The organism is Maritimibacter harenae (genome assembly GCF_009882975.1).
GTDB classification, from domain to species: domain Bacteria; phylum Pseudomonadota; class Alphaproteobacteria; order Rhodobacterales; family Rhodobacteraceae; genus Maritimibacter; species Maritimibacter harenae.
The window spans coordinates 291,457-313,581 of sequence record NZ_WTUX01000010.1; the positions used below are offsets into that span (position 1 = coordinate 291,457).

Sequence of the window (22,125 nt, forward strand, 5' to 3'; positions counted from 1 at the left end):
ACGCTTCCAGGCTGTTGCCATTGGTGCAGTATTGTGCACTATATAGCACATCGATTCACGCCAGCATGTTCGGGAGGACACATGTCAGCAGAAGACTTTTCCGTGCTCGTCGGATCCATCGCGGCCCGCCTCGAAGGCGTTCCGCTCGATGACAATATGGCCGAGTTCCTGAACCGCGAGTACCCGGCGGACGGCGCCGACTTCAAACGCCTGTCCGAGCTGTGCGCCGAAGGCGAACGCGAAGGCTGGCTGATGGAGCGCGAGGCCGGTGGCATCAAGTTCGGCCGCGCGATCAAGCCGGGCGGCCCGGCCGGCGGCTTCTCCGTCGACGTTGTGCGCATGAAGGACGTGAAGGGTCCGCATCACGTTCACACCAACGGCGAGATCGGGGCGGTCATGCCGCTGGAAGGACAGCCGAAGTTCGATGCGTTCGAACCGGGCTGGTACGTCTACCCGCCGGGGTCCGACCACCATCCGACGGTGACCGGCGGCGATGCCTACGTGCTCTACCTGCTGCCCGACGGCGCGATCGAATTCACAGGAAAATAACGAGGTCGGGCGCCGTGCGCCTGGTTGGGAGGACCAGATGACCAACGAAAACGCAGCCGTCTACTTCGTGGACCGGCACATCGAAGAGGGCCGTGGCGACAAGGTCGCGTTCCGCGAGGCCGACGGCGAGAAACGCACGCTGACCTATGGCGAACTGGCCGAGCACGCCGGGCGCTGGGCCGGTGCGCTGCACAAGCACGGTGTGCGCCGCGAGGAACGCGTCGCGATGATCGTGCGCGACCAGATCGAGTTCCCGGTGGTGTTCTGGGGCTCGCTCAAGGCGGGCGCCATCCCGGTTCCGCTCAACACCCTCCTGTCCGCCAGCGTCTACGAGGCGATCCTGAACGACAGCCGCGCCTCGATCCTCGTCGTGTCGAAAGAGCTCTGGGAGACGGTGAAGCCCGCCGTCGACGGCAACCGTTACCTTCGCACCGTCGTCGTGATCGGCGACTCGCCCGAGGGTACGGAAAGCTACACGGATTTCGTGAAGGATGCGCCGGTCGAGGAGACGTGCGACGCCTCCGGCGATGAATTGGCGTTCTGGCTCTATTCCTCCGGTTCGACCGGGACCCCCAAGGGCGTGCGCCATATCCATTCCTCGCTCAAGGCGACCGCCGACACGTTCGGCGCGCAGGTGCTGGGCATCCGCGAGGACGACACCGTGTTCTCCGTGGCGAAGCTCTTCTTCGCCTACGGGATGGGCAACGGTATGTCGTTCCCCCTGTCCGTGGGGGCCACGGCCGTGCTGCTTGGCGGCCGCCCGACCCCGGACGGCGTGTCCAGGATCCTTGCCGAAGAGCGGCCGACCATCTTCTGCTCGGTCCCCACTCTCTACGCCGCGATGGTCGCCGCGCAGGAAAAGGCGGGGACCGAACCCGATCACAACGTGCGCATCTGCACCTCCGCCGGTGAAGCGTTGCCGCGCGAGATCGGCGAGCGGTGGGAGCGGCTCTGGAAGGCCCAGATCATCGACGGTGTCGGCTCGACCGAAATGCTGCACATCTTCCTGTCCAACCGTCCGGGCGACATCGTCTACGGCACCTCGGGCAAGGCGGTGCCGGGCTACGAGGTGCGTCTCGTGGACGAGCATGACGAGGACGTGGGCGAGGGCGACGTGGGCGAGCTGCTCGTGCGCGGGCCGTCGAGCGCCGAGGGCTACTGGAACCGCCGCTACAAGTCGCAGGACACGTTCCAGGGGCACTGGACGCGCACCGGCGACAAGTACGAGCGCACCCCGGAAGGGCGCTACGTCTATTGCGGCCGCACCGACGACATGTTCAAGGTCTCGGGCATCTGGGTCAGCCCCTTCGAGGTCGAGCAGGCCCTGATCGACCACCCCGCCGTGCTCGAAGCCGCCGTGGTGGCGCGCGAGGACGAGAAGGACCTGACCAAGCCCGCCGCCTTCATCGTTCTGAAGGAGGGCGTGGACGCGCCGACGCCGGACGACATCAAGGAATTCGTCAAGGAAAAGATCGGCATGTGGAAATACCCGCGCTGGATCGACGTGGTCGACGAGCTGCCCAAGACAGCGACCGGCAAGATCCAACGCTTCAAGCTGAGGGACGCGCATTGATGCTGGACTGGACCGAACACGGGTTTCTCACCGCCGGTGGCAAGCAGCTCGAATACGCTTGCCACGGGCCGAAGCCGGGCGACAAGCCGGTGATCGTGATGCTGCACGAGGGGCTGGGATGCACGGCGCTGTGGCGTGACGTGCCGGCCAACGTGGCCAAGGCCACCGGCCACCCTGTCTTCGTCTTCTCGCGCGCGGGCTATGGGCAGTCGGATCTCGCCGACCTGCCGCGACCGCTCGACTACATGACGCGCGAGGCGGTGGACGTGCTGCCCGAGGTGCTCGACCAGATCGGGGCGGAGGGCTACGTGCTGCTCGGTCATTCCGACGGGGCGACCATCGCGGCGGAATACGCGGGCCGGGTGTCCGACGTGCGTATCCGGGGCCTGATCCTGATCGCGCCGCATTTCTTCACCGAACCTTCCGGGCTGGCCGAGATCGCCAAGGCGAAGGAAGCCTACGAAGAAGGCGGCCTGAAGGAGAAGATGGCGCGTTACCACAAGGACCCCGATAACACCTTCCGGGGCTGGAACGACAGCTGGCTCGCGCCGGGGTTCAAGGATTGGAACGTGGCCGAGGTCATCGACTACTGGCGCATTCCCTGCCTTGCGATCCAGGGGCGCGACGACCAGTACGGCACGCTCGCCCAGATCGACGAGATCGAGACGCGGACCTATTCGCCGGCCGACATCGCGATCATCGACGGGGCGAAACATGCCCCGCATCTCGAGAAGCCCGAGGAAACGCTCGCGGCGATCGTGGAGTTCTGCGCCCATCTGGACCAGATGGAGGCCGCCGAGCCCGAGGGGCTTTGAGCGCGCCGCCCCATGTCCCCGGGCGCAACGCCCGTCCGCCCGAAGGCTCGATCGCGCCCGGGCTCGAGGAAGGGCTCGCCCAGTACCGGGCGGGCTACTTCTGGGAAGCGCACGAGGCGTGGGAGCCGGTCTGGATGGCCGCGCCCCCCAATTCGCCGGAAAAGGCGCTGATGCAGGCGATCATACAGCTCGCCAACGGAAACCTGAAACTCGTCATGGACCAGAAGCGCGCCGCGTCGCGTATCGCGGCGCTGGCGCGCGACCACCTGGCGCGGGCCGGAACGGGCGACCTGGTGGATTGGGCGCGGGCGGAGCTGGAATCACTCGAAAACGCGGCGCAAGAAGGTGCACAATAGTGCAAACCGCGCTGCAATAAATCACAAGTCACTGATTTTAAACAAAAGAAAAACAAGCACTATAGTGCACCATAGTGTAGACTTGGTTTCGAACACGCACTATGTTGCTAAACACGCGAACAAGGAGACCCAGCCGTGAGCAAGGTGATCGACTTTCAAACCGACCCGTCCAAGTACCGCCACTGGAAAGTGGAATACGACGGGCCCGTGGCCACCGTCATCATGGACGTCGACGAAGACGCCGGCCTCTTCGACGGCTACAAGCTCAAGCTGAATTCCTACGACCTCGGCGTCGACATCGAACTGTCGGACGTCGTGCAGCGGATGCGCTTCGAGCACCCGGAGGTGAAGACCGTCGTGATGAAGTCGGGCAAGGACCTCGTGTTCTGCGCCGGCGCGAACATCCGCATGCTGGGCGGGGCCGCCCACAGCCACAAGGTCAACTTCTGCAAGTTCACCAACGAGACGCGCAACACCTTCGAAGCGGCCGAGCAGGACTCGGGCCAGAAATGGATCGCGGCCGTGAAGGGCGCCTGCGCGGGCGGCGGCTACGAACTGGCGCTGGCCTGCAACCACATCATGCTGACCGACGACTCGACCTCGTCCGTCGCGCTGCCGGAAGTGCCGCTCCTGGCCGTGCTGCCGGGCACCGGCGGGCTGACCCGCGTCACCGACAAGCGCAAGGTGCGCCGCGACCGGGCCGACATCTTCTGCTCGATCGAAGAGGGCATCAAGGGCAAGCGCGCCAAGGACTGGCGCCTGGTCGACGAGGTGATCCCGAACTCGAAGTTCGAAGAGACCGTCGCCGAGCGCGCCCGTGAATTCGCCGCCAACTCGACGAAGCCCGATGTCGAGAAGGGCATCGAGCTGACCCCGCTCAACCGCACCATCGACGACAAGGGCGTGCATTACGACCTCGTCGAAGTCGAGATCGACCGTGACGGCCGAAAGGCCACCATCACGCTGTCGGGTCCCGATGCTGACGCGCCGGGATCGATCGACGAGGTGGTCGCGCAGGGCGCCGAGGGTTACCTCCTCAAGCTCGCCCGCGAGCTGGACGACGCGATCATGCACCTGCGCCTCAACGAGATGGAGCTGGGCCTGTGGGTGTTCCGCACGCAGGGCGACCCGGAGCAGGTGAAGGCGCACGAGGACCTTCTGCTCGCCAACGAGGACAACTGGCTCGCCAACGAGATCCTGCAGTTCTGGAAGCGCGTGCTGAAGCGTGTCGACGTGACCTCGCGTTCGCTGACCGCGCTGGTCGAGCACGGTTCGTGCTACGCCGGCGTCCTGGCCGAGCTGCTCTTCGCCGTCGACCGGTCGTACATGATGGAAGACGAGTTCGAGGGCGACAACCGCCCGATCGCCACCATCACGCTGTCGGAATCGAACTTCGGCCGTTACCCGATGGGCAACGACCTGAGCCGCCTCGAGACCCGCTTCCTGGGCGAGCCCGAGAGCCTCGAGAAGGCCAAGGGCGCGATCGGCGAGGCACTGGAGGCCGAAGAGGCCGACGAGCTGGGCCTCGTGACCATGATCCTCGACGACATCGACTGGGACGACGAGATCCGCATCTTCATGGAAGAGCGCGCCTCGTTCAGCCCGGACGCGATGACGGGCATGGAAGCCAACCTCCGCTTCGCCGGCCCCGAAACGATGGAGACCCGGATCTTCGGCCGCCTGACGGCCTGGCAGAACTGGATCTTCAACCGCCCGAACGCGGTGGGCGAGAACGGCGCGCTGCAGCGCTACGGCACCGGCGTGCGCGGCGAATACAACATGGAACGCGTCTAACCGAACTAAGGGCGGGCTATCGTGCCCGCCCAAAACCCATAGGGAGAGACAAATGGTCGACCTTATCAATGTCAGCTACGACACCCAGATCCCGAACAACGTCGGGCTCTCGTCGGACCGCAAGGTTCTGAAAGCGCTGGAGAAATGGCACCCCGGCTACATCAACTGGTGGAATGATCTCATCCCCGAGAAGTTCCAGAAGTCGATGGTGTACCTGCGCACCGCCGTCTCCGTCGACCCGAAGGGCTGGGCCAAGTTCGACTACGTCAAGATGCCCGAGTACCGCTGGGGCGTCCTGCTTGCCCCGCAGGTCGAAGGCCGCACCATTCCCTGTGGCGAGCATTACGGCCAGGCCGCCTGGCAGGAAGTGCCGGGCGAGTACCGCAACATGCTCAAGCGCCTGATCGTCATCCAGGGCGACACCGAGCCGGGCTCGGTCGAGCAGCAGCGCTTCCTGGGCCTCACCGCCCCGTCGCTCTATGACATGCGCAACCTGTTCCAGGTGAACGTGGAAGAGGGCCGTCACCTCTGGGCGATGGTCTACCTGCTCCAGAAGTACTTCGGCCGCGACGGCCGCGAAGAGGCCAACGACCTGCTGGTCCGTTCCTCCGGTTCCGAAGAAGCCCCGCGCATGCTGGGCGCCTTCAACGAGGAAACGCCGGACTGGCTGTCGTTCTTCATGTTCACCTACTTCACCGACCGTGACGGCAAGATGCAGCTCGAGTCGCTGGCGCAGTCGGGCTTCGACCCGCTCAGCCGCACCTGCCGCTTCATGCTGACCGAGGAAGCCCACCACATGTTCGTGGGTGAGACCGGCGTGGGCCGCACGATCGAGAAGACCTGCCAGGTGATGCGCGAGAACGGCATCGAGGACCCCTACGACATCGACAAGATCCGTAGCCTGGGCGTCATCGACCTGCCGACCATCCAGAAGAAGCTCAACCTGCACTACACCCTGTCGCTCGACCTGTTCGGCCAGGAAGTGTCGACGAACGCAGCCAACGCGTTCAACGCGGGCATCAAGGGCCGCTTCCAGGAGCACCGGATCGACGACGACCACATGCTCAAGGACGCGACCTACACGGTGTGGGATTTCGAAGACGGCAAGGCCGTTCAGAAAGAGGTCCCGGCGCTGACGGCGATCAACATGCGTCTGCGCGACGACTACATCAAGGACGCCGCCGGTGGCGTCGGCCGCTGGAACAAGATCATCGAGAAAGCCGGTGTTCAGTTCGAGCTCAAGCTGCCGCACGAGAGCTTCAACCGGAAGATCGGCGTCTTCGCCGGCCACAACTTCGATCCGGACGGCAAGATCGTCTCGGGCGCCGAGTACGACGCCGGCATCCCGAACTGGCTGCCGACCCACGCCGACGGCGACTTCATCCAGTCGCTCATGGTGCCGGTCACCGAGCCGGGCAAGTTCGCAAGCTGGATCGCGCCGCCGAAAGTCGGTATCGACAACAAGCCGGGCGACTTCGAGTACGTGAAGCTGCACATGGCGTAAGCCAAGGGGCGGGGGCCTCGGTCCCCGCCACCAGACCCGAGGGAGGACCCCATGCAGATCGACCGCCAAACCGGCCACGCGCCGCGCAGCCAGGACCTGGCCCACAAGATGTCCGGACTGAAATCCGGTTGCGTCGGGTGCACCGATTGCAAGGGCCTCTGCCACGAACTGATCGAAGCGATGCTGGTCCCCGAACTTGTCCTGAAGGGCAAGTGACGCCACCCGGACCGGCGACGCGACCCCGGGCCATGTCCCGGCACTGCGGCCCGTTGCCGACATGCCAGCCAACCACGAAATCCCGCCCCGGGCGTGCCCCGGGGCCTCTTTTCAAACGGTAGCCAGATGAACAAGCCGCTCAAACAGCACCTGATCGATCCGGAAATCTGCATCCGCTGCTACACCTGCGAGATGACCTGCCCGATCGAGGCGATCACGCACAACGACGACAACGTCGTGGTGGATGCCGAGAAGTGCAACTTCTGCATGGACTGCATCCCGGTCTGCCCCACCGGCTCGATCGACGAGTGGCGCGTGGTCAACACGCCCTATTCGCTCGAAGAGCAGTTCGAGTGGACCGAGCTGCCCGAGCAGGAAGACATCGAACCGGCCGCCGAGGGCGACGGCGCGATGGAGGCGCTCGACGAAGCAATGGCCGCGCTCCTGGCCGAGGCCCACGCCGGCGCGGGCGGCAAGTCCGTGGCGCCCCAGTCGGCCTCGAAGGCGACCGTGAACCTCTACAACCTCGGCAAGCCGATCGAGGCGACGGTGCAGGGCAACTACCGCCTGACCGCCGAGGACAGCGACGCCGACGTGCGCCACATCATCCTGGACTTCGCCGGCCAGCCGATGCCGGTGCTCGAAGGCCAGTCGATCGGGATCATCCCGCCGGGCGAGGATGCCGAAGGCAAGCCGCACCTGCCGCGCCTCTACTCGGTCTCGAGCCCCCGCGACGGCGAGCGCCCCGGCTACAACAACCTGTCGCTCACCGTGAAGCGCGAGGAACACGGGGTCGCGTCGAACTACATCTGCGACCTGAAGAAGGGCGACAAGGTCCGCGTCACCGGTCCGTTCGGGTCCACCTTCCTGCTGCCCTCCGACCCGGACGCGGAGCTCCTGATGATCTGTACCGGCACGGGTTCGGCCCCGTTCCGCGGCTTCACCATGCGGCGCCAGCGCGAAATGCCTTCGGCGACGCAGAAGATGACGCTGGTCTTCGGCGCGCGCAAACCGGGCGAGCTGCCCTATTTCGGCCCGCTCAAGAAGGTGCCGGAGGACTTCCTGCGCAAGATCTTCGCCTTCTCCCGGCTCGAGGACGAGCCCAAGCACTACGTGCAGGACAAGCTGCGCGAAGAGAAAGAGGCCGTGGCCAAGCTCCTCAAGTCCGACAAGGCGTATTTCTACATTTGCGGCAAGAAGGAGATGGAGCACGGCGTCGAAGAGGCGCTGGCCGACATCGCCCGGGGCGAAGGGCTTGAGTGGAAACCGATCCGCGACCGCATGCGCGAAGAGGGCCGCTACCACGTCGAGACCTATTGATCACGCGGCCCGGGTCGCGGACAGATGACGCAAACAGGATCGGGGGCCGCGCGCCCCCGATTGCACGTGAGGCAGGGACAGTAATGAGCGAACCTTTCATCCACGAGATCAAAGTGACCTGGGGCGACTGCGACCCCGCGCAGATCGTCTACACCGGCAGAATCCCCAACTTCTGCCTCGACGCGATCAACGCCTTCGTCGACCACCACCTGGGCGGTGGCTGGTTCGTCCAGGAGATGGACAACGACATGGGCATGCCCTTCGTGTCGATGGCGCTGGATTTCCGCGCGCCCGTGACCCCGCGCCACCCGCTCCGCTGCGAAGTCGTGCCCACGCGGCTCGGCAACACCTCGATCACCTTCCGCGTGACCGGCCGGCAGGACGGCAAGCTCAACTTCGAGGGCACATTCACCGAGGTCTTCGTGCAGGCGTCCACCTTCACCAAGAACCCGCCGCCCGATCATGTGCGCGCGGTGTTGGAGCCGTTGGTGCGCGACTGAGGCAAATGTGCACTATATCCCGGAATCGGGCCGATTTCCTTTGATCCAACCCGGTATTCTGCCTAGGATTTATGCACTATTGAACATGAGGCGGCATGGCCGAGATCACCAACTTTCGCGGCGAGGCCCGCGCGCAGGCGGACAACGGGGACAACCCGGCCGATGACCTGATCGCGCGCGTGGGCGAACGGGTGCGCCGGGCGCGTGACCGCAAGGGCATCCCGCGCCGCGTGCTTTCCGAGAAGTCGGGCGTCTCGCCGCGCTACCTCGCCCAGCTTGAAGCGGGCGAGGGCAACATCTCGATCGGACTTCTGCAAAAGGTCGCCGCCGCGCTCGACCACAAGATCGAATGGCTGGTGGGCGAGGACGATCCCTGGACCTCGGACGCCCTGCGCGTGGCCGACCTCTACCGCACGGCCAATTCCGACGTGCAGGCCGCCGTGTTGCGCACGCTCAGCCCGGAACCGATGGCCGCCCGGCGCGCCCACCGCGTCTGCCTCGTGGGCCTGCGCGGGGCCGGCAAGTCCACGCTGGGGCGGCGTGCAGGCCGTGAACTCGGCATCCCCTTCGTCGAACTCAACCGCGAGATCGAGGAACAGGCTGGCATGCCCGTGGACGAGGTCATGGCGTTCTACGGGCAGGAGGGCTACCGGCGTCTTGAAGCCCAGGCCATGTCGCGGGTGATCGCCACCCACGACACGATGATCCTCGCCGTCGCCGGCGGCATCGTGGCCGAGCCCGAGACCTACAACCGGCTTCTGAGCAATTTCCACACGATCTGGGTCAAGGCGACCCCGGCCGAACACATGGCACGCGTGCGCGAGCAGGGCGACGAGCGCCCGATGGCGGGCAACCCCGAGGCGATGGAGCAGCTCAAGTCCATTCTCACCTCGCGCGAAGCGCTCTACGACCGCGCGCTGGCCCAGCTCGACACCTCAAGCAAGTCGGAGGACGAGAGCCTCGAGGAACTCGTCTCTTTGATCCGTGACCGGGGCTTCGTCTAGGGGCCGCGCGGCCCGTCGGCATCCCGAGCCGCCTCAGCCGATAAGGACGTTGAGGTGGCGCACGACGGAGCGGGCGAGCACGGCGGGCTCGTAGCCGCCCTCCAGCATGGACACGATCCGCCCCTCGCAATGGCGCGCGGCGATATCGGCGAGCTTCGCCGTGACCCACTCGTAATCGTCGTCGGTGAGCGCGAGGCTAGACATGTCGTCGGCCACGTGTGCGTCGAAGCCGGCCGAGATCATCAGGATCTGCGGATCGAACGCCTCCAGGTGGGGCAGCCAATGCGCCTCGACCCCTTCGCGGAACTCCGTCGACCCGGCGCCCGCGGGCAACGGCACGTCGACGAGGTTGGGGGTCTCTTTCTCGTGTCCCGTGAACGGATAGAAGGGGTGCTGGAAGGACGAACAGAACAGCACCCGCGTCTCGGCCTTGAAGATGTCCTCGGTCCCGTTGCCGTGGTGCACGTCGAAATCGACGATCGCCACGCGCTCCAGCCCGTGCGCCTCCATCGCGTGGGCGGCGGCGACGGCAATGTTGTTGAACAGGCAGAACCCCATCGCGGTGCCGTGCTCGGCATGGTGGCCCGGCGGGCGCACGGCGCAGAAGGCGGGGTTGGCTTCGCCCGAGAGAACCAGGTCGACCGCCAGGACGCCCGCACCCGCCGCGCGTTCGGCGGCGCGCAGCGTTCCGGGCGACATCACCGTGTCCCCGTCCACCTCGACCGATTTCATGCCATCCCCGGGGGCCAGCGCGTAGACGCGGTCGATGTAGTCGGGATCGTGCACCCGTTCGAGCTGCGCGCGCGCCACCCGGGGAGCATCGTAGTGGCGCAACACGTAGTCGAGCCCGGACGAGATCAGCTGGTTTGTGATCGCCTCGAGCCGGATCGGCTGGTCCGGGTGAAACGCCCCCGCGTCGTGGTCATGGCACTCGTGGTGCGAAATGAAAGCCAGCATGTCCCCTCCCGTCCAGCCTGCTCGGGTGTCACAAGACCCGTTCGACGATCACCAGCTCGGCATCGTCCGGGTCGATCCGGGTGGTGAACCCCAGTTCTTCCATCAGTTTCAGCATCGGTGCATTGTGCTTGAGCACGCTGCCTTCGATGGTCGATAGCCCGTGATCGCGGGCGGCCCGGAAAAGGCCCTTCATCAGCCGCGTGCCGATTCCCTGGTGCTGGACAGCGTCGCCCACAACCACCGCGAACTCGGCGCTGCGCCCGTCCGGGTTGATCACGTAGCGGGCCACGCCGCACTGCTTCTCGCGCCCGTCGATCTCGGCCATCGCGACCAGCGCCATCTCGCGGCGGTAATCGATCTGGGTGAATTGCACGAGCATCTCGGGCGACAGCTCGTTCAACACGCCCATGAAGCGGAACTTGCGCGCTTCCTCCGACAGGCTTTTCACGAATTCCTGTTCGCTCTCGGCATCCTCGGGCCGGATCGGCCGGATGACGAGCGGGGTGCCGTCGGCGAGCGTTTCCTGCCGGATCAGGTGGCGGGGGTAGGGCGCGATCGCCATGTGATCGTACTGCCCGTCGCGTGCAGGCGGCCGCGCGATCCGGATGCGTGCGTCCACCGCCAGCACCCCGTTGGCCCCCGCGATCAGCGGGTTGATGTCGAGCTCCACGATCTCCGGCAGCTCGCTGACCATCAGCGACACCCGGCGGAGCACGAAGATCACCATCTCGCGGTCGGCCGCCGGGTTGTCGCGGTAGGCGTCCAGAAGCCGGCTCACCCGCGTGCGGTTGATGAGCCGCTCGGCCAGCACCGCGTTCAATGGGGGCAGGGCGACCGCGCTGTCCTTGATCACCTCGACGGCGGTGCCGCCCGCGCCGAACAGGATGGTCGGGCCGAAGACGGGGTCGCGGCTGGCGCCCACCACCAGTTCGCGGGGGGAGTCGATGTCCGCCATCGCCTCGACCGTGATGCCGCGGATCGTCGCGTTGGGCCGTTCCCGGCGCACCCGGTCCGAGATGTCGCGGAACACGCGCTTGACCTCGGCCGCGTCGCCGATGCCCGTGCGCACCCCGCCCACGTCCGACTTGTGGGTGATGTCGGGCGACGAGATCTTCATCGCCACCGGGAACCCGACGGTGGAGGCGGCGACGACCGCCTCGGCCGCCGTCTTCGCTTCGACCGTGAGGTTAATCGGGATGCGGAACGCCTTCAGAAGCGCCTTGCTTTCGAGGTCCGAAAGCATGTCGCGATCCTCGGCCAGGGCCGCCTGGATGATCAGCCTCGCGCCTTCGAGGTCCGGCGCGGTCGAGGGCGACAGCGGGCCCAGCGTCTGGAGCGCCAGCTTGCGGTTGCGATGGTGCTCGGCAAGGTAGGAGAATGCCTCCACCGCCCGCTCGGGCGAGATGAAGTCGGCCACGCCGTTTTTCGACAGGACACGCCGCCCCTCGGCGACGCTCGCCTCGCCCATCCAGCAGGCCAGCACCGGCTTGCGCCGCCGCTTCGGCAGCGCATCCACCACCGCCTGCGCGGCGGCCGTGGCATCCGTCATCGCTTGCGGTGTGAGCATCACGAGCAGCCCGTCGGTATGGGGATCCTCGTAGACCGCCTTCACCGCCGCGCCGTATTCATGCGCGCCCGCGTCGCCCAGGATGTCGACCGGGTTCGCGTGGCTCCAGTATTGCGGGAGAAGCTTTTCCAGCGACGCCTTGGTCTTGGGGTCGAGTTCGGGCAGCTCGAGGTTCAGATCGGCCGCCCGGTCGGCCGCGAGCACGCCCGCGCCCCCGCCGTTGGTGATGATCGACAGCCGGTTGCCGGTGGCCTTCTTGGAGGACGACAGGATCTCGGCCGCCGCGAAGAGCTGGCCGAAGGTCATGGCACGCACCGCGCCCGCACGCTCCAGCACGGCGTCGAACACGGCGTCCGACCCGATGAGCGCGCCGGTGTGCGTATGCGCGGCGGCGGAAGAGGCGGTGTGGCGTCCGGACTTGAGCACGATCACCGGCTTCAGTCGCGCGGCGTATTTCAACGAAGAGATGAAGCTGGGTGCATGGCGCACGCCTTCCACGTAGAGGAGGATCGCATCGGTATGCGGGTCCGAGGCGAGGTATTGCAGCATGTCGCCGAAATCGATGTCGACCGAGTTGCCCAGCGACACGAGCGCCGAAAAGCCCAGGTGATGCGGCCCGGCCCAGTCCGAGATCGCCGAACACAACGCGCCCGACTGCGAAATCAGCGCGAGCCGGCCCTTGGGCGTGCCCGCGCGCAGGAAGGTCGCGTTCATCTTGTTCCACGGCCGCACGAGCCCCACGCAATTGGGCCCCATGAAGCGAACCCCGGCGCGCTTGGCCGCCGCGCGCAGCTCGGATTCGTGGTTCTCGCCCTTGTTGCCGCCCTCGCCGAAGCCTGCCGACAGGACGATGGCGTTCTTGATCCCCGCCTCGCCGCATTCGCGGATGATGCCGGGCACCGTGCGGGCGGGCGTGCAGATCACCGCGAGGTCGATGTCCTGGCCCACGTCGGTCACGCGCGCATAGCACCGGATGCCCCGAACCTTCTTGTGCTTCGGGTTGATCGGGTAAAGCGCGCCGTCGAACCCGTCGGTGACGAGGTTGGCGAACACCTGTGCCCCGACCGAGGTCGAGCTTTCGGAGGCGCCGAACACGGCGATCGACCGGGCGTCCATCATGCCCTTAAGGGGGCTGTCTTCCATCTTTGGCTCCTTGCGGCTCGCGGGCGGGCGCCGTCGTGGCGCAGGTCTTCGTCAGGGTCAGACCATGAGCACAAATCCTGTCGTTACCTTGACACGTATCAAACTGACGCTTGGGAAGTAAGTTTTTGGCACGGCTCGGCTTAACGTCGGCGGATCCCGTGCCTACAGTCGGACGCGGCAGGGAGGCTGGATGACACGCATTTGGGCACTGATCCTTTGGATATGGATGGCGGGGCTCGGCCCGGCGGCCGCCGATCCACAGGGCTTCGTGAAGGACTTGTCCGAGGACCTGGCGGCCGCCGCCGACGCGGGGCTCGAGGCCACGCGCGTGGTGTTGGCGCGCGATTTCGACATTGCCGCGATGGCTTTCGCCGCGCTGCCGGACGGCTACCGTGCGCAGGCCGGGCGCGACTATCTCGACGCCTACCGCACGGCCCTGGCGCGCACCTTCGTGACCCGGAGGCTGGAGTCCGGGACGGGCACGCTCACGGTGCTGGGCACCCGTCAGAGCGGCGACGTGATGCTGGTCGGGGCCGAGGTCGCCTCGGACGGCACGCGCCGGGTGGTGGAGTTCTACCTGCGCCCCGAGGGCAATGGCTACAAGGTGGTCAACGCCGCCGTCGAAGGCATCCTCGTGACCAGCGAACAACGACGCGAGTTCCGTCCGCACCTTCTGTCCGGGGAAATGCCGGAGCTTCTCGACTACCTCGACAAGGTCGGCTCCCGATGACGTTTGCGATCGAGGCGCGTGGACTGGTGAAGTCGTTTCCGGGGATGGAGCACCCGGCGCTCGACCACGTGTCCCTCTCCGTGCCCGAGGGCGGGATGCTCGCCATCACCGGACCATCGGGCTCCGGCAAGTCGACCGCGCTCTACGCGATGGCCGGTCTCATCGGGCTCGAGGCCGGGTCGGTGAGCGTGCAGGGCAAGACGCCGCGCGGCCGGGCCGACTGGGCGCGGCTCAGGGCCCGCAAGATCGGGCTGGTGTTCCAGGACGACTGGCTCCTGCCCACGCTGAGCGCGGTGCAGAACGTGGAAATGCCGATGATCGGGGTCGAACGCTCGGCGTCCGCGCGCATCGCGCGCGCGCAGGCGGCCCTGGCGGAGGTGGGACTTTCGGCGCATGCCGAGCGCAACCCGGCCGGTCTGTCGGGCGGTGAACGTCAGCGCGTCGCCATCGCCCGTGCGCTTGCCAACCGCCCCGCGATCCTGCTGGCCGACGAGCCGACCGGTGAGCTCGATACCGCCAATTCGACGCGGGTCGTGGAGCTTCTGAAGGGCCTCAACGCGGCCGGCACGACCGTCGTCATCGTCACGCATGACCCGGACGTGGCCGCCCAGTGCGGTCGGGAGGTCCATATCGTCGACGGCAAGCTGGAGGAGATGGCATGACCCTCTCCGGTCTCGCGCTGCGCAATCTCACCCACCGCCCGTGGCGCAGCGGGCTCACGCTCCTCGGCGTGGTGCTGGCTATCGCCTCCTACATCGCGCTCGTCGGCCTGGTGCGCGGGATCGAGGGCACGCTTCTGGAAAGCTTCTCGGCGCGCGGCACGGACGTGATCCTGACCGAGGCGGGGGCGGCGGACGTGTTGTCCTCGGTCATACCCGAAGAGCTTGCCGGGGACGTTCGGGAGGTGGACGGGATCGCGGCCGCCTCGCCGGAGCTGGGGCGCATGACCACCATCGGGGAGGCGACGACGAGCTTCGTCGTGGGCTGGGCCCCCGGCGCGTTCAGCTTCGAGGCGTTGCGGCTCGTGACGGGCCGGTTCCCCGAGGCCCGCGACCGGGCGGGCGATGTTGCAGGCGGCATCGCGCTGGGCGCGCGGCTTGCCGAGCGGCTGGAGCTTGGCGAAGGCGACCGGGTGGAACTCTTCGCCGCGCCCTTCGTGGTGACGGGCACCTACGACACCGACGCGCTCATGGGGCGAAACGGGGCCATCGGGCTCCTGTCGGACGTGCAGGCCCAGACCTACCGCGACGGGCAGGCGACGTCGGTCGTGGCCAAGCTCGAGGACGATCTCGACGAGCTGGAGCGCGACGCGGTGCTGGCCGAGCTGGAAGCCCGGTTCCCGGACCTGTCGGTCGATGCGACCGAGGAGATGGTGCAGGAATACGTGAACCTGCGCATCGCCAACATCCTCGCCTGGGTCGTGTCCACCGTCGCGGTGGTGTCGGCCGGGCTCGCGGTGCTCAACACCATGGCGATGGCGGTGAACGAACGGCGCGGCGAGATCGCGATCATGGGCGCGGTCGGCTGGCCGCGCGGGCGCGTCATCCGGGTGCTGATGCTCGAGGGCGCCTGGCTGACCATCGCGGGCTCCGCGCTGGGCGTCGCGACCGGCGTGGCGATCGCGTGGATCGTGGCCGGTTCGCCGGCGGTCGAGGGCTTCGTGGAACCGGTGATCGACGCAGGGCTGATCCTGCGCGCATTGGCTCTGGGGCTGGGGATCGGCCTTGTCGGCGCCTACGTGCCCGCCGCGCGGGCGGCCTCCGAAGATCCGGCGGCGATCCTGCGTGGCAAGTGATCGCTCAACGCCGCGCCCGCCCCGGCGTGCCGCGCTGGGTGACGCGGGCGTGGCCCGCCATCGGGTGGCCGGACAGGTCGCCTTCGAGCACGGTGACGCCATGCCAGACCGGCCAGGTGCCGGGCAGGGCGATTTCCTGGTCCGGTGTCTGCGTGGTGAGCCGGGCCGTGAGCTCGAGGTCCGGCACCGACAGCGTCCAACCCACGGGGTAGCGCCGCCCGGTGGCCGGGCTGGTCCAGCTCTCCGCCGCTTCGGCCCGAAAGCCTGACGGCAGGTCCACCGGCTCGCCCGCTTCGAACAAGACCGCCTGTCCCTCCGTCTCGCCCTCGGCACGGGTGAGAAGAAGGTGCCAGGTCGCCCCCAACGTCACCGCGAAGCGTTCGCCGCCGATGGGGCCGGGGGCCGCGTCGCGCCCGCCCCAGACCCGGTCGAACCACAGCTGACCGCCCACCGCGCGCCCGATCACCTTGCCCGCGAGCGTGAGCGCGGGCGCGGTCTGGGCGGTGCCGCCCTGCATCGTCGTGGAAAGCGCGCCCTCGGGCAGCGCGAGTTCCCCCTCGAGCGCACGTCCGGCGCCCATCGGGAGCGTGATGCGCATCGCGTGGCGTCCGTGGTCGTGAGCGAAGAGCACGCCCGCCCCGCTGACCGCGAAGGGGGCCGCGGCAAGGCGCACGCCGGTCTGGTCGATGGCCACCCCCTGCGCCCGGGCAGGCAGGCCGTCGACGTCGCGCGCGTGCCGCTTCAGCGCCATGCGCTTGAGGCCGGGGACCCAGCCGGGCAGCCGGGCGTCGATGTCCTCTTCCACGGCCTGCGCCTCGAGGCTGACGAGCCCGGGGGTGAAGAGCACTTGCCGGAAACGCTCGTCCGTCGTGGCCGAGAGCACGTCGGTGAGGATCATGGACCCGTCGACGCCCCGGCGCGTCAGCCGCACCAGGGCGGCCGCGACATGCAGGTCGCCCGAGGCGAGCGAGATCACCCCGTGCACGCCCCAGCCCTCGCGCACCGCGCCGGGCACGGGGCCCAGCTGCAAACGCGTGGTCTCGAGCGGTATCGCTTCAAGCTCCTGCCCATCCATGAGGGGATCATCCACCGGGCCCTGCACCCGCGCAAGTGGCTTCAGGCGAAACGCGCGGGATCGCAGGCGCGCGCCGTCGTCTCACCGACGTCCGCGACCCGGTCCAGAGCGCGTGCGGCCAGCAGCCGGCCCGCGGCGGGCGCGGTCTGGAAACCGTAGCCGCCCTGTCCGGCCATCCACAGGAAAGCAGGGTCGGTGGGGGCGGGGCCGATGACGAGGGCGCGGTCGGGTGAGAACGTGCGCAGGCCCGCCCAGTTGGCGAGCATCCGTGTCACCTCGCCGGTCACGTGCGCTTCGAAGGCGGCAAGCCCTTCGGCCAGCACCATGTCGTCGGCCCAGGCATCCATCGGGGGCTGCGGGTCCGCATCGGAAGGCGATACGATCAGCGCCCCGGCGTCGGGCTTGGAATACCACGTCTCCTGCGCGCCGATCACCATCGGCCAGCCGCTTGCGTCCGCGCCGCCGGGCACCTCGATCCGGGCCATCGAGCGTCGCAGAGGGGTGAAACCCAGGGGGGCGATACCGGCCATCTCGGCCACGCGGTCGGCCCAGGCGCCGGCGGCGTTCACGATCACCCGGGCGCGTTCGGTGCCCGCGGCGGTTTCGACGCGCCAGCCCTCGGCCTCGCGGAAGATGCCGGTGACCTCCGCACCGGTGTCGATCCGGCCGTTGGCGCGGACCTCCCGCGCATAGTGCTGGAGCAGCGCGTCGGTGTCTATGTCCCACGCCTCTTCGCGGTGGGCTGCGCAGGCAATGGCGTCTTCGTCGAGGATCGACATCCGCTCGACCGCCTGCGCCACCGGGATCGGGGTCAGGGACATGTCCGCGGCCATCTGCGACAACCGGGGTTCGTCGCCGGCCTGGCCCACGCCCATGATGCCGCGGGGGGAAGTGACGCCAAGGTCGTGCAGCGCCTCGGCCGAGGCGAGGCTGAGCGCCTTCACCGAGGGCGCACCGTAGGTGGGCACGAAGATCGCCGCCGAGCGCGACGAGGCGTGAAAACCCAGCGCGCTTTCGGCCTCGAGCACCACGACGGTGCCGTGACGGGCCAGGTGCGCGCCGGCCGTGAGCCCCGCGATGCCGCCCCCGATGACGAGAAAATCCTCCATGGGCCGACGCTCTCACGCGGTGGGGGAAAAGAAAAGGCCCCGCCGGAGCGGGGCCTTCGGGATCCGGTGCAAGGTGCCCCGGATCAGTTCGGGATCTCGCCCTCGATGCCTTCGACGTAGAACAGCATCTCGGCCAGGGTGGCGTCGTCGGCGACTTCACCCTCGGCCAACCACGGCGTGCCGTCCTGCTTGTTGAGCGGGCCGGTGAAGGGGTGGTACTCGCCCGAAGCGATGGACTCCTTGATGGCCAGTGCGTCGGCCTTCACGTCCTCCGGCACGGCGTCGGTGATCTCGCCGATCTCGACCATGCCGTCGCCGATGCCCTGCCAGACGCTCTGGCTTTCCCAGGTGCCGTCCATCACCGCCTTCACGCGGTCGATGTAGTAGGGCGCCCAGTTGTCGATGATCGACGAGACGCGCGGCTTGGGCGCGTATTCGGCCATGTCCGAGGCCTGGCCGAAGGTGTAGACGTTGCCGGCTTCCTGGGCCGCCGCCTGCGGCGCGGTGGAGTCGGTGTGCTGCAGGATCACGTCGGCGCCCTGTTCGATGAGCGCGGTGGCCGCGTCGGCTTCTTTCGCCGGGTCGAACCAGGTGTAGGCCCACACGATCTTGAACTCGACATCCGGGTTCACCTTCTTGGCGTGGATGTAGGCCGCGTTGATGCCGCGGATGACCTCGGGGATCGGGAACGACCCGATGTAGCCGATGATGTTCGACTCGGTCAGTTCACCGGCGATGGTGCCCTGCACCGCGCGGCCCTCGTAGAAGCGCGCCGAGTAGGTCGAGACGTTGTCGGCGGTCTTGTAGCCGGTGGCGTGCTCGAACTTCACGTCCGGGAACTTCTCGGCCACGGCGATGGTCGGGTCCATGTAGCCGAAGGAGGTGGTGAAGATGATGTCGGCACCCGACAGCGCCATCTGGGTGATCGCGCGTTCGGCGTCCGCGCCTTCAGGCACGCTTTCCTGGTACACGGTCTCGACCGCGTCGCCGAATTCCTCTTCCACCGCCTGGCGGGCCTGGTCGTGCTCGTAGGTCCAGCCGCCGTCGCCGACGGGGCCCACGTAGATGAAGCCGGCCTTGACCGGGTCGCCGCCGTGGCTTTCGGCATGGGCCGCCCCGGCCAGACCGACCGCCAGCGCGGCGCCGGTCATGAGTTTGGTGACAAGTTTCATGTCAGTCTCCCTTGTTGGTTTCCTTGGTTTCGTTCGGTTCGGGATCGCGCGGATCGAGCTTGGTTTCCGCCTCGAGCAGCGCGGTCGTCACGATGGCCGCCGGCACCGCGAAGATGCCGAGACCGATGAAGAGCATGAAGGTGGTCATCAGCCGCCCCCCGGAGGTGACCGGGTACATGTCGCCGTAGCCCACCGTGGTGAAGCTCACCACGGACCACCAGAGCGCGGCCGGGATCGAGGAGAAGACCTCGGGCTGGACCGGGTTCTCGAACACGTAGATCCCCACCGCCGAGACGTAGAGCAGCAGCGTCGAGATCACGCCCCAGACCACGAGCTCGGACTTCACGCGCAGGAAAGCACGCAGCAGCCGGTTGAGGGCGGGGGCGGTGTTGAAAAGCTTGATCAGACGCAGAAGCCGGATCAGCCGAAGCACCCGGATCGCCTGGAAGGCGGGGACGAACATCAGGACCGCGGGCAGCCAGGCCAGCAGGTCCACGATGCCCCAGAAGCTGAAGACGTAGGCCAGGCGCCGCTCGGCGGCGTAGAGGCGCAGGAAATACTCCGTCGCGAAGACCGCGACCACGACGATCTCGAAGCCCAGCAGCGCACGCTTCAGGGACGGGTCTAGCCCCGGCACCGTTTCCACCGCGATGGCAAGCGCGGACAGGATGACGAGCGCATCCATCGCCAGCGCCACGCTGCGGCCCAAACGCGGGTGCGTCCCGTCCAGGATGTCCAGAATCTCGGCGCGTGACACTCATCCCTCGACCAATACGGGTCTCACCCAACACGGGGTCCGCTTCGCCCCGGCGTCTCAATGCGAGGCATGGAAGACCCGGCTCAATGATCCGGGCGCCCCGTGATTGCCCCGGACCGAGATTATGACCAGTACGAGAATGGTCACAAGGTACGGGCTCATCGACAGGTATTCGACCGGGATGGTCGATCCGGCTGCCTGCAAATTGAGCTGTAGCACGTTGATCCCGCCGAACAAATAGGCGCCGAGCAGAATGCGCCACGGTCGCCAGGAGGCGAACACGACGATCGCCAGCGCGATCCAGCCCGCCCCGGCGGTCATGCCTTCGACCCATTGCGGAACGCGCACGAGGCTCACGTAGGCGCCGCCCAGCCCCGCCATCGCGCCGCCGAACGCGATGGCCATGAAGCGCACGCGCACGACCTTGTAGCCCAAGGCATGGGCGGCCGCGTGGTTTTCACCGACCGCGCGCAGGACCAGCCCGGCGCGGGTGTAGGTCAGGAGGTACCAGACCAGTGCCACCATCAGGAGCGACAGGTAGACCATCGGGTCGTGGCGAAAGAGGATCGGCCCCAGCACCGGGATGTCGGACAGGAGCGGGATGTCGAGCTTGGCGAAGCCCGGCGCCTTGATGCCTACGTAGGGTTTGCCGATCAGCGACGACAGTCCCAGCCCGAAGAGCGTGAGCCCGAGGCCGGTGGCCACCTGGTTGGACAGAAGCAGCTGTGTGATGATCGCGAAGACCATCGACAGGCCGGCGCCGGCCAGTGCCGCGACGACAAAGCCCAGCGACGACGAACCGGTGTTCACGCCGATGGCGAAGCCCACCACCGCGCCGGTGATCATCATCCCCTCGACGCCGAGGTTCAGCACGCCGGATTTCTCGACCACCATTTCGCCGAGCGCGGCGAGCAGAATCGGGGTCGAGGCGACCATGAGCGAGGCGATCAGCAGAATCGGGTTGATCGAATCCATCAGGCGGCTCCTGTCCAGAGGGGCGCGCTGGCGCGCGCGCAGGCCGAGCCGCGCCCGGGGGCGCGGCGGGCCGGGGGTTCCACCCCCGGACCCCCGGCGTATTTCGGGAAAGATGAAAGGGTCATTTGGCCACCTCCGGATTCCCGATGCGGATGCGGTAGTTCGCGAAGACGTCCATCGCGAGCAGGAAGAACAGGAGCATCCCCTGGAAGAGCTGGATCGCGGCTGCCGGCATGCCGAGCATGAGCTGGGCCAGTTCGCCGCCGATGTAGGTCAGCGCCATCAAGAGGCCCGCGAGCAGGATGCCCACCGGGTGCAGCCGTCCGAGGAAGGCCACGATGATCGCGGTGAAGCCGTAGCCGGTGTTGAAGTCGATGGTGATCTGGCCCGCCGGGCCCGTCACCTCGAAAAGCCCGGCGAGGCCCGCGAGCGCGCCCGCTGTGCCGAGGCAGAAGAGGATCAGCCGGGCGGGCGACACGCCCGCGAAACGTGCCGCGCGCGGGGCTTCGCCGGCGAGCCGGATCGAATACCCCATGCGGTGCCGGGTCATCAGCACGTACGTGAGGATCACGACGATGAAGGCCGCGACCACGCCCCAGTGCATGCCCGTGCCCGCGATCAGTTCCGGGTTCGAGGCAGCCGGGTAGTCGCGCGCGAGGTTGCGCGAGCCGGGAAACCCGCGCCCCTCGGGGTTGCGCAGGAGGCCGGAGGACACCGAGGCCAGGATGTTCTCGGCCACGTAGACCAGCATCAGCGAGACGAGGATCTCGTTGGTGCCGAAGCGGGTCTTAAGGATCGCCGGGATCATCGCCCAGGCCCAGCCGCCGAGCGCGCCGGAGACGACCATCAGCGGGAAGATGAGCGGGCTTTCGGAGGGGTAGAAGGCCAGGCCGACGCCCGCGCCCACCACCGCGCCCATGATGTACTGACCTTCCGCCCCGATGTTCCAGATCCCCGCCCGGAACCCGAGCGCGAGCCCGGTGGCGATCAGGATGAGCGGCCCGGCCTTCACCAGGAGCTGGGGCCGGGAATAGGGGCCGAACTGCGGGTCGAAGAGCGGATCCCAGAAGATCGTGCGGATCGCGACCAGCGGGTCGAAGCCCAGGAAGGCGAAGAGGATGCCGCCCGCGACCATCGTGGCGATCACCGCCATGAGCGGCGTCAGGCCGGAGAACAGCCGCGACGGGGCGGGGCGTTTTTCGAGGCGCACCAGG

Annotated in this window: 21 protein-coding genes; 13 read left to right on the top strand and 8 right to left on the bottom strand. The window is 67.5% G+C overall.

From position 1 onward, the window contains the following. Positions 1-81 precede the first annotated feature (81 nt). From GQE99_RS05715 to GQE99_RS05755, 10 genes are all read left to right on the top strand, one after another. The gene (locus GQE99_RS05715) at positions 82-549 is read left to right on the top strand and encodes a 4-hydroxylaminobenzoate lyase (protein ID WP_161350627.1); all 468 of its coding nucleotides are present in this window, start codon (positions 82-84) and stop codon (positions 547-549) included. 37 nt (positions 550-586) lie between these two features. Continuing rightward, positions 587-2,122 (top strand): benzoate-CoA ligase family protein, encoded by a 1,536-nt coding sequence (locus tag GQE99_RS05720; protein ID WP_161350628.1) that lies wholly within the window; start codon positions 587-589, stop codon positions 2,120-2,122. Continuing rightward, entirely contained in the window at positions 2,122-2,937 is an 816-nt protein-coding gene (locus GQE99_RS05725; RefSeq protein WP_161350629.1) for an alpha/beta fold hydrolase, read from the top strand. The genes GQE99_RS05720 and GQE99_RS05725 overlap by 1 nt, the downstream gene beginning before the upstream one ends. After that, positions 2,934-3,293: a DUF309 domain-containing protein gene (locus GQE99_RS05730; RefSeq protein WP_161350630.1), complete on the top strand. Its 360-nt coding sequence runs from the start codon at positions 2,934-2,936 to the stop codon at positions 3,291-3,293. Before GQE99_RS05725 ends, GQE99_RS05730 begins: the two co-directional genes overlap by 4 nt. A 135-nt stretch (positions 3,294-3,428) precedes the next feature. After that, a complete protein-coding gene (gene boxC, locus GQE99_RS05735) occupies positions 3,429-5,087 on the top strand; it encodes a 2,3-epoxybenzoyl-CoA dihydrolase (RefSeq protein WP_161350631.1) in 1,659 nt (552 codons plus the stop codon). A gap of 52 nt (positions 5,088-5,139) precedes the next feature. Further along, the gene (boxB, locus tag GQE99_RS05740; RefSeq protein ID WP_161350632.1) at positions 5,140-6,591 is read left to right on the top strand and encodes a benzoyl-CoA 2,3-epoxidase subunit BoxB; all 1,452 of its coding nucleotides are present in this window, start codon (positions 5,140-5,142) and stop codon (positions 6,589-6,591) included. 51 nt (positions 6,592-6,642) lie between these two features. Then, complete coding sequence (locus GQE99_RS21255) at positions 6,643-6,807, top strand: hypothetical protein (RefSeq protein WP_202530589.1); 165 nt, start codon at positions 6,643-6,645, stop codon at positions 6,805-6,807. 126 nt (positions 6,808-6,933) lie between these two features. Beyond that, on the top strand, positions 6,934-8,127 hold the full coding sequence (boxA, locus tag GQE99_RS05745) for a benzoyl-CoA 2,3-epoxidase subunit BoxA (RefSeq protein WP_161350633.1): 1,194 nt from the start codon (positions 6,934-6,936) through the stop codon (positions 8,125-8,127). 83 nt (positions 8,128-8,210) lie between these two features. Beyond that, positions 8,211-8,627: an acyl-CoA thioesterase gene (locus GQE99_RS05750; RefSeq protein ID WP_161350634.1), complete on the top strand. Its 417-nt coding sequence runs from the start codon at positions 8,211-8,213 to the stop codon at positions 8,625-8,627. A gap of 95 nt (positions 8,628-8,722) precedes the next feature. Continuing rightward, complete coding sequence (locus GQE99_RS05755) at positions 8,723-9,631, top strand: helix-turn-helix transcriptional regulator (RefSeq protein ID WP_161350635.1); 909 nt, start codon at positions 8,723-8,725, stop codon at positions 9,629-9,631. A 33-nt stretch (positions 9,632-9,664) separates the two neighbouring features. On the opposite strand, the gene GQE99_RS05760 is transcribed toward GQE99_RS05755, so the two are convergent. Together GQE99_RS05760 and GQE99_RS05765 are read right to left on the bottom strand one after the other, a co-directional pair. Continuing rightward, positions 9,665-10,588 carry a histone deacetylase family protein gene (locus GQE99_RS05760; protein WP_161350636.1) on the bottom strand — a complete coding sequence of 308 codons (924 nt, stop codon included), beginning with the start codon at positions 10,586-10,588 and terminating at the stop codon, positions 9,665-9,667. A 28-nt stretch (positions 10,589-10,616) separates the two neighbouring features. After that, entirely contained in the window at positions 10,617-13,298 is a 2,682-nt protein-coding gene (locus GQE99_RS05765; protein WP_161350637.1) for a bifunctional acetate--CoA ligase family protein/GNAT family N-acetyltransferase, read from the bottom strand. 190 nt (positions 13,299-13,488) lie between these two features. Here GQE99_RS05765 and GQE99_RS05770 point away from each other — a divergent pair, with 190 nt between their 5' ends. The 3 genes from GQE99_RS05770 to GQE99_RS05780 are packed head-to-tail and all read left to right on the top strand — an operon-like array spanning position 13,489 to position 15,823. After that, complete coding sequence (locus tag GQE99_RS05770) at positions 13,489-14,028, top strand: ABC transporter substrate-binding protein (RefSeq protein ID WP_161350638.1); 540 nt, start codon at positions 13,489-13,491, stop codon at positions 14,026-14,028. Then, entirely contained in the window at positions 14,025-14,690 is a 666-nt protein-coding gene (locus tag GQE99_RS05775) for an ABC transporter ATP-binding protein (protein ID WP_161350639.1), read from the top strand. The genes GQE99_RS05770 and GQE99_RS05775 overlap by 4 nt, the downstream gene beginning before the upstream one ends. Next, positions 14,687-15,823: an ABC transporter permease gene (locus GQE99_RS05780; protein WP_161350640.1), complete on the top strand. Its 1,137-nt coding sequence runs from the start codon at positions 14,687-14,689 to the stop codon at positions 15,821-15,823. Before GQE99_RS05775 ends, GQE99_RS05780 begins: the two co-directional genes overlap by 4 nt. A 4-nt stretch (positions 15,824-15,827) precedes the next feature. Here GQE99_RS05780 and GQE99_RS21840 read toward each other — a convergent pair whose 3' ends face one another. From GQE99_RS21840 to GQE99_RS05810, 6 genes are all read right to left on the bottom strand, one after another. Continuing rightward, on the bottom strand, positions 15,828-16,913 hold the full coding sequence (locus tag GQE99_RS21840; RefSeq protein WP_161350641.1) for a lipocalin family protein: 1,086 nt from the start codon (positions 16,911-16,913) through the stop codon (positions 15,828-15,830). A 26-nt stretch (positions 16,914-16,939) separates the two neighbouring features. Then, positions 16,940-18,007: an NAD(P)/FAD-dependent oxidoreductase gene (locus GQE99_RS05790; protein WP_161350642.1), complete on the bottom strand. Its 1,068-nt coding sequence runs from the start codon at positions 18,005-18,007 to the stop codon at positions 16,940-16,942. 83 nt (positions 18,008-18,090) lie between these two features. Next, positions 18,091-19,179 carry a BMP family ABC transporter substrate-binding protein gene (locus GQE99_RS05795; protein WP_161350643.1) on the bottom strand — a complete coding sequence of 363 codons (1,089 nt, stop codon included), beginning with the start codon at positions 19,177-19,179 and terminating at the stop codon, positions 18,091-18,093. Position 19,180: 1 nt separating this feature from the next. Continuing rightward, on the bottom strand, positions 19,181-19,936 hold the full coding sequence (locus GQE99_RS05800; RefSeq protein WP_161350644.1) for an ion transporter: 756 nt from the start codon (positions 19,934-19,936) through the stop codon (positions 19,181-19,183). Positions 19,937-19,993: 57 nt separating this feature from the next. Next, a complete protein-coding gene (locus tag GQE99_RS05805; RefSeq protein ID WP_202530590.1) occupies positions 19,994-20,911 on the bottom strand; it encodes an ABC transporter permease in 918 nt (305 codons plus the stop codon). A gap of 121 nt (positions 20,912-21,032) precedes the next feature. Continuing rightward, positions 21,033-22,124: an ABC transporter permease gene (locus GQE99_RS05810; protein ID WP_161350816.1), complete on the bottom strand. Its 1,092-nt coding sequence runs from the start codon at positions 22,122-22,124 to the stop codon at positions 21,033-21,035. Position 22,125 lies beyond the last annotated feature (1 nt).

Coding starts and splice junctions, on each gene's coding strand:
- GQE99_RS05715 (WP_161350627.1), top strand. CDS start 82: ATGTCAGCAGAAGACTTTTCCGTGCTCGTCGGATCCATCGCGGCCCGC.
- GQE99_RS05720 (WP_161350628.1), top strand. CDS start 587: ATGACCAACGAAAACGCAGCCGTCTACTTCGTGGACCGGCACATCGAA.
- GQE99_RS05725 (WP_161350629.1), top strand. CDS start 2,122: ATGCTGGACTGGACCGAACACGGGTTTCTCACCGCCGGTGGCAAGCAG.
- boxB (WP_161350632.1), top strand. CDS start 5,140: ATGGTCGACCTTATCAATGTCAGCTACGACACCCAGATCCCGAACAAC.
- GQE99_RS21255 (WP_202530589.1), top strand. CDS start 6,643: ATGCAGATCGACCGCCAAACCGGCCACGCGCCGCGCAGCCAGGACCTG.
- boxA (WP_161350633.1), top strand. CDS start 6,934: ATGAACAAGCCGCTCAAACAGCACCTGATCGATCCGGAAATCTGCATC.
- GQE99_RS05750 (WP_161350634.1), top strand. CDS start 8,211: ATGAGCGAACCTTTCATCCACGAGATCAAAGTGACCTGGGGCGACTGC.
- GQE99_RS05755 (WP_161350635.1), top strand. CDS start 8,723: ATGGCCGAGATCACCAACTTTCGCGGCGAGGCCCGCGCGCAGGCGGAC.
- GQE99_RS05760 (WP_161350636.1), bottom strand. CDS start 10,588: ATGCTGGCTTTCATTTCGCACCACGAGTGCCATGACCACGACGCGGGG.
- GQE99_RS05765 (WP_161350637.1), bottom strand. CDS start 13,298: ATGGAAGACAGCCCCCTTAAGGGCATGATGGACGCCCGGTCGATCGCC.
- GQE99_RS05770 (WP_161350638.1), top strand. CDS start 13,489: ATGACACGCATTTGGGCACTGATCCTTTGGATATGGATGGCGGGGCTC.
- GQE99_RS05775 (WP_161350639.1), top strand. CDS start 14,025: ATGACGTTTGCGATCGAGGCGCGTGGACTGGTGAAGTCGTTTCCGGGG.
- GQE99_RS05780 (WP_161350640.1), top strand. CDS start 14,687: ATGACCCTCTCCGGTCTCGCGCTGCGCAATCTCACCCACCGCCCGTGG.
- GQE99_RS05790 (WP_161350642.1), bottom strand. CDS start 18,007: ATGGAGGATTTTCTCGTCATCGGGGGCGGCATCGCGGGGCTCACGGCC.
- GQE99_RS05795 (WP_161350643.1), bottom strand. CDS start 19,179: ATGAAACTTGTCACCAAACTCATGACCGGCGCCGCGCTGGCGGTCGGT.
- GQE99_RS05805 (WP_202530590.1), bottom strand. CDS start 20,911: ATGGATTCGATCAACCCGATTCTGCTGATCGCCTCGCTCATGGTCGCC.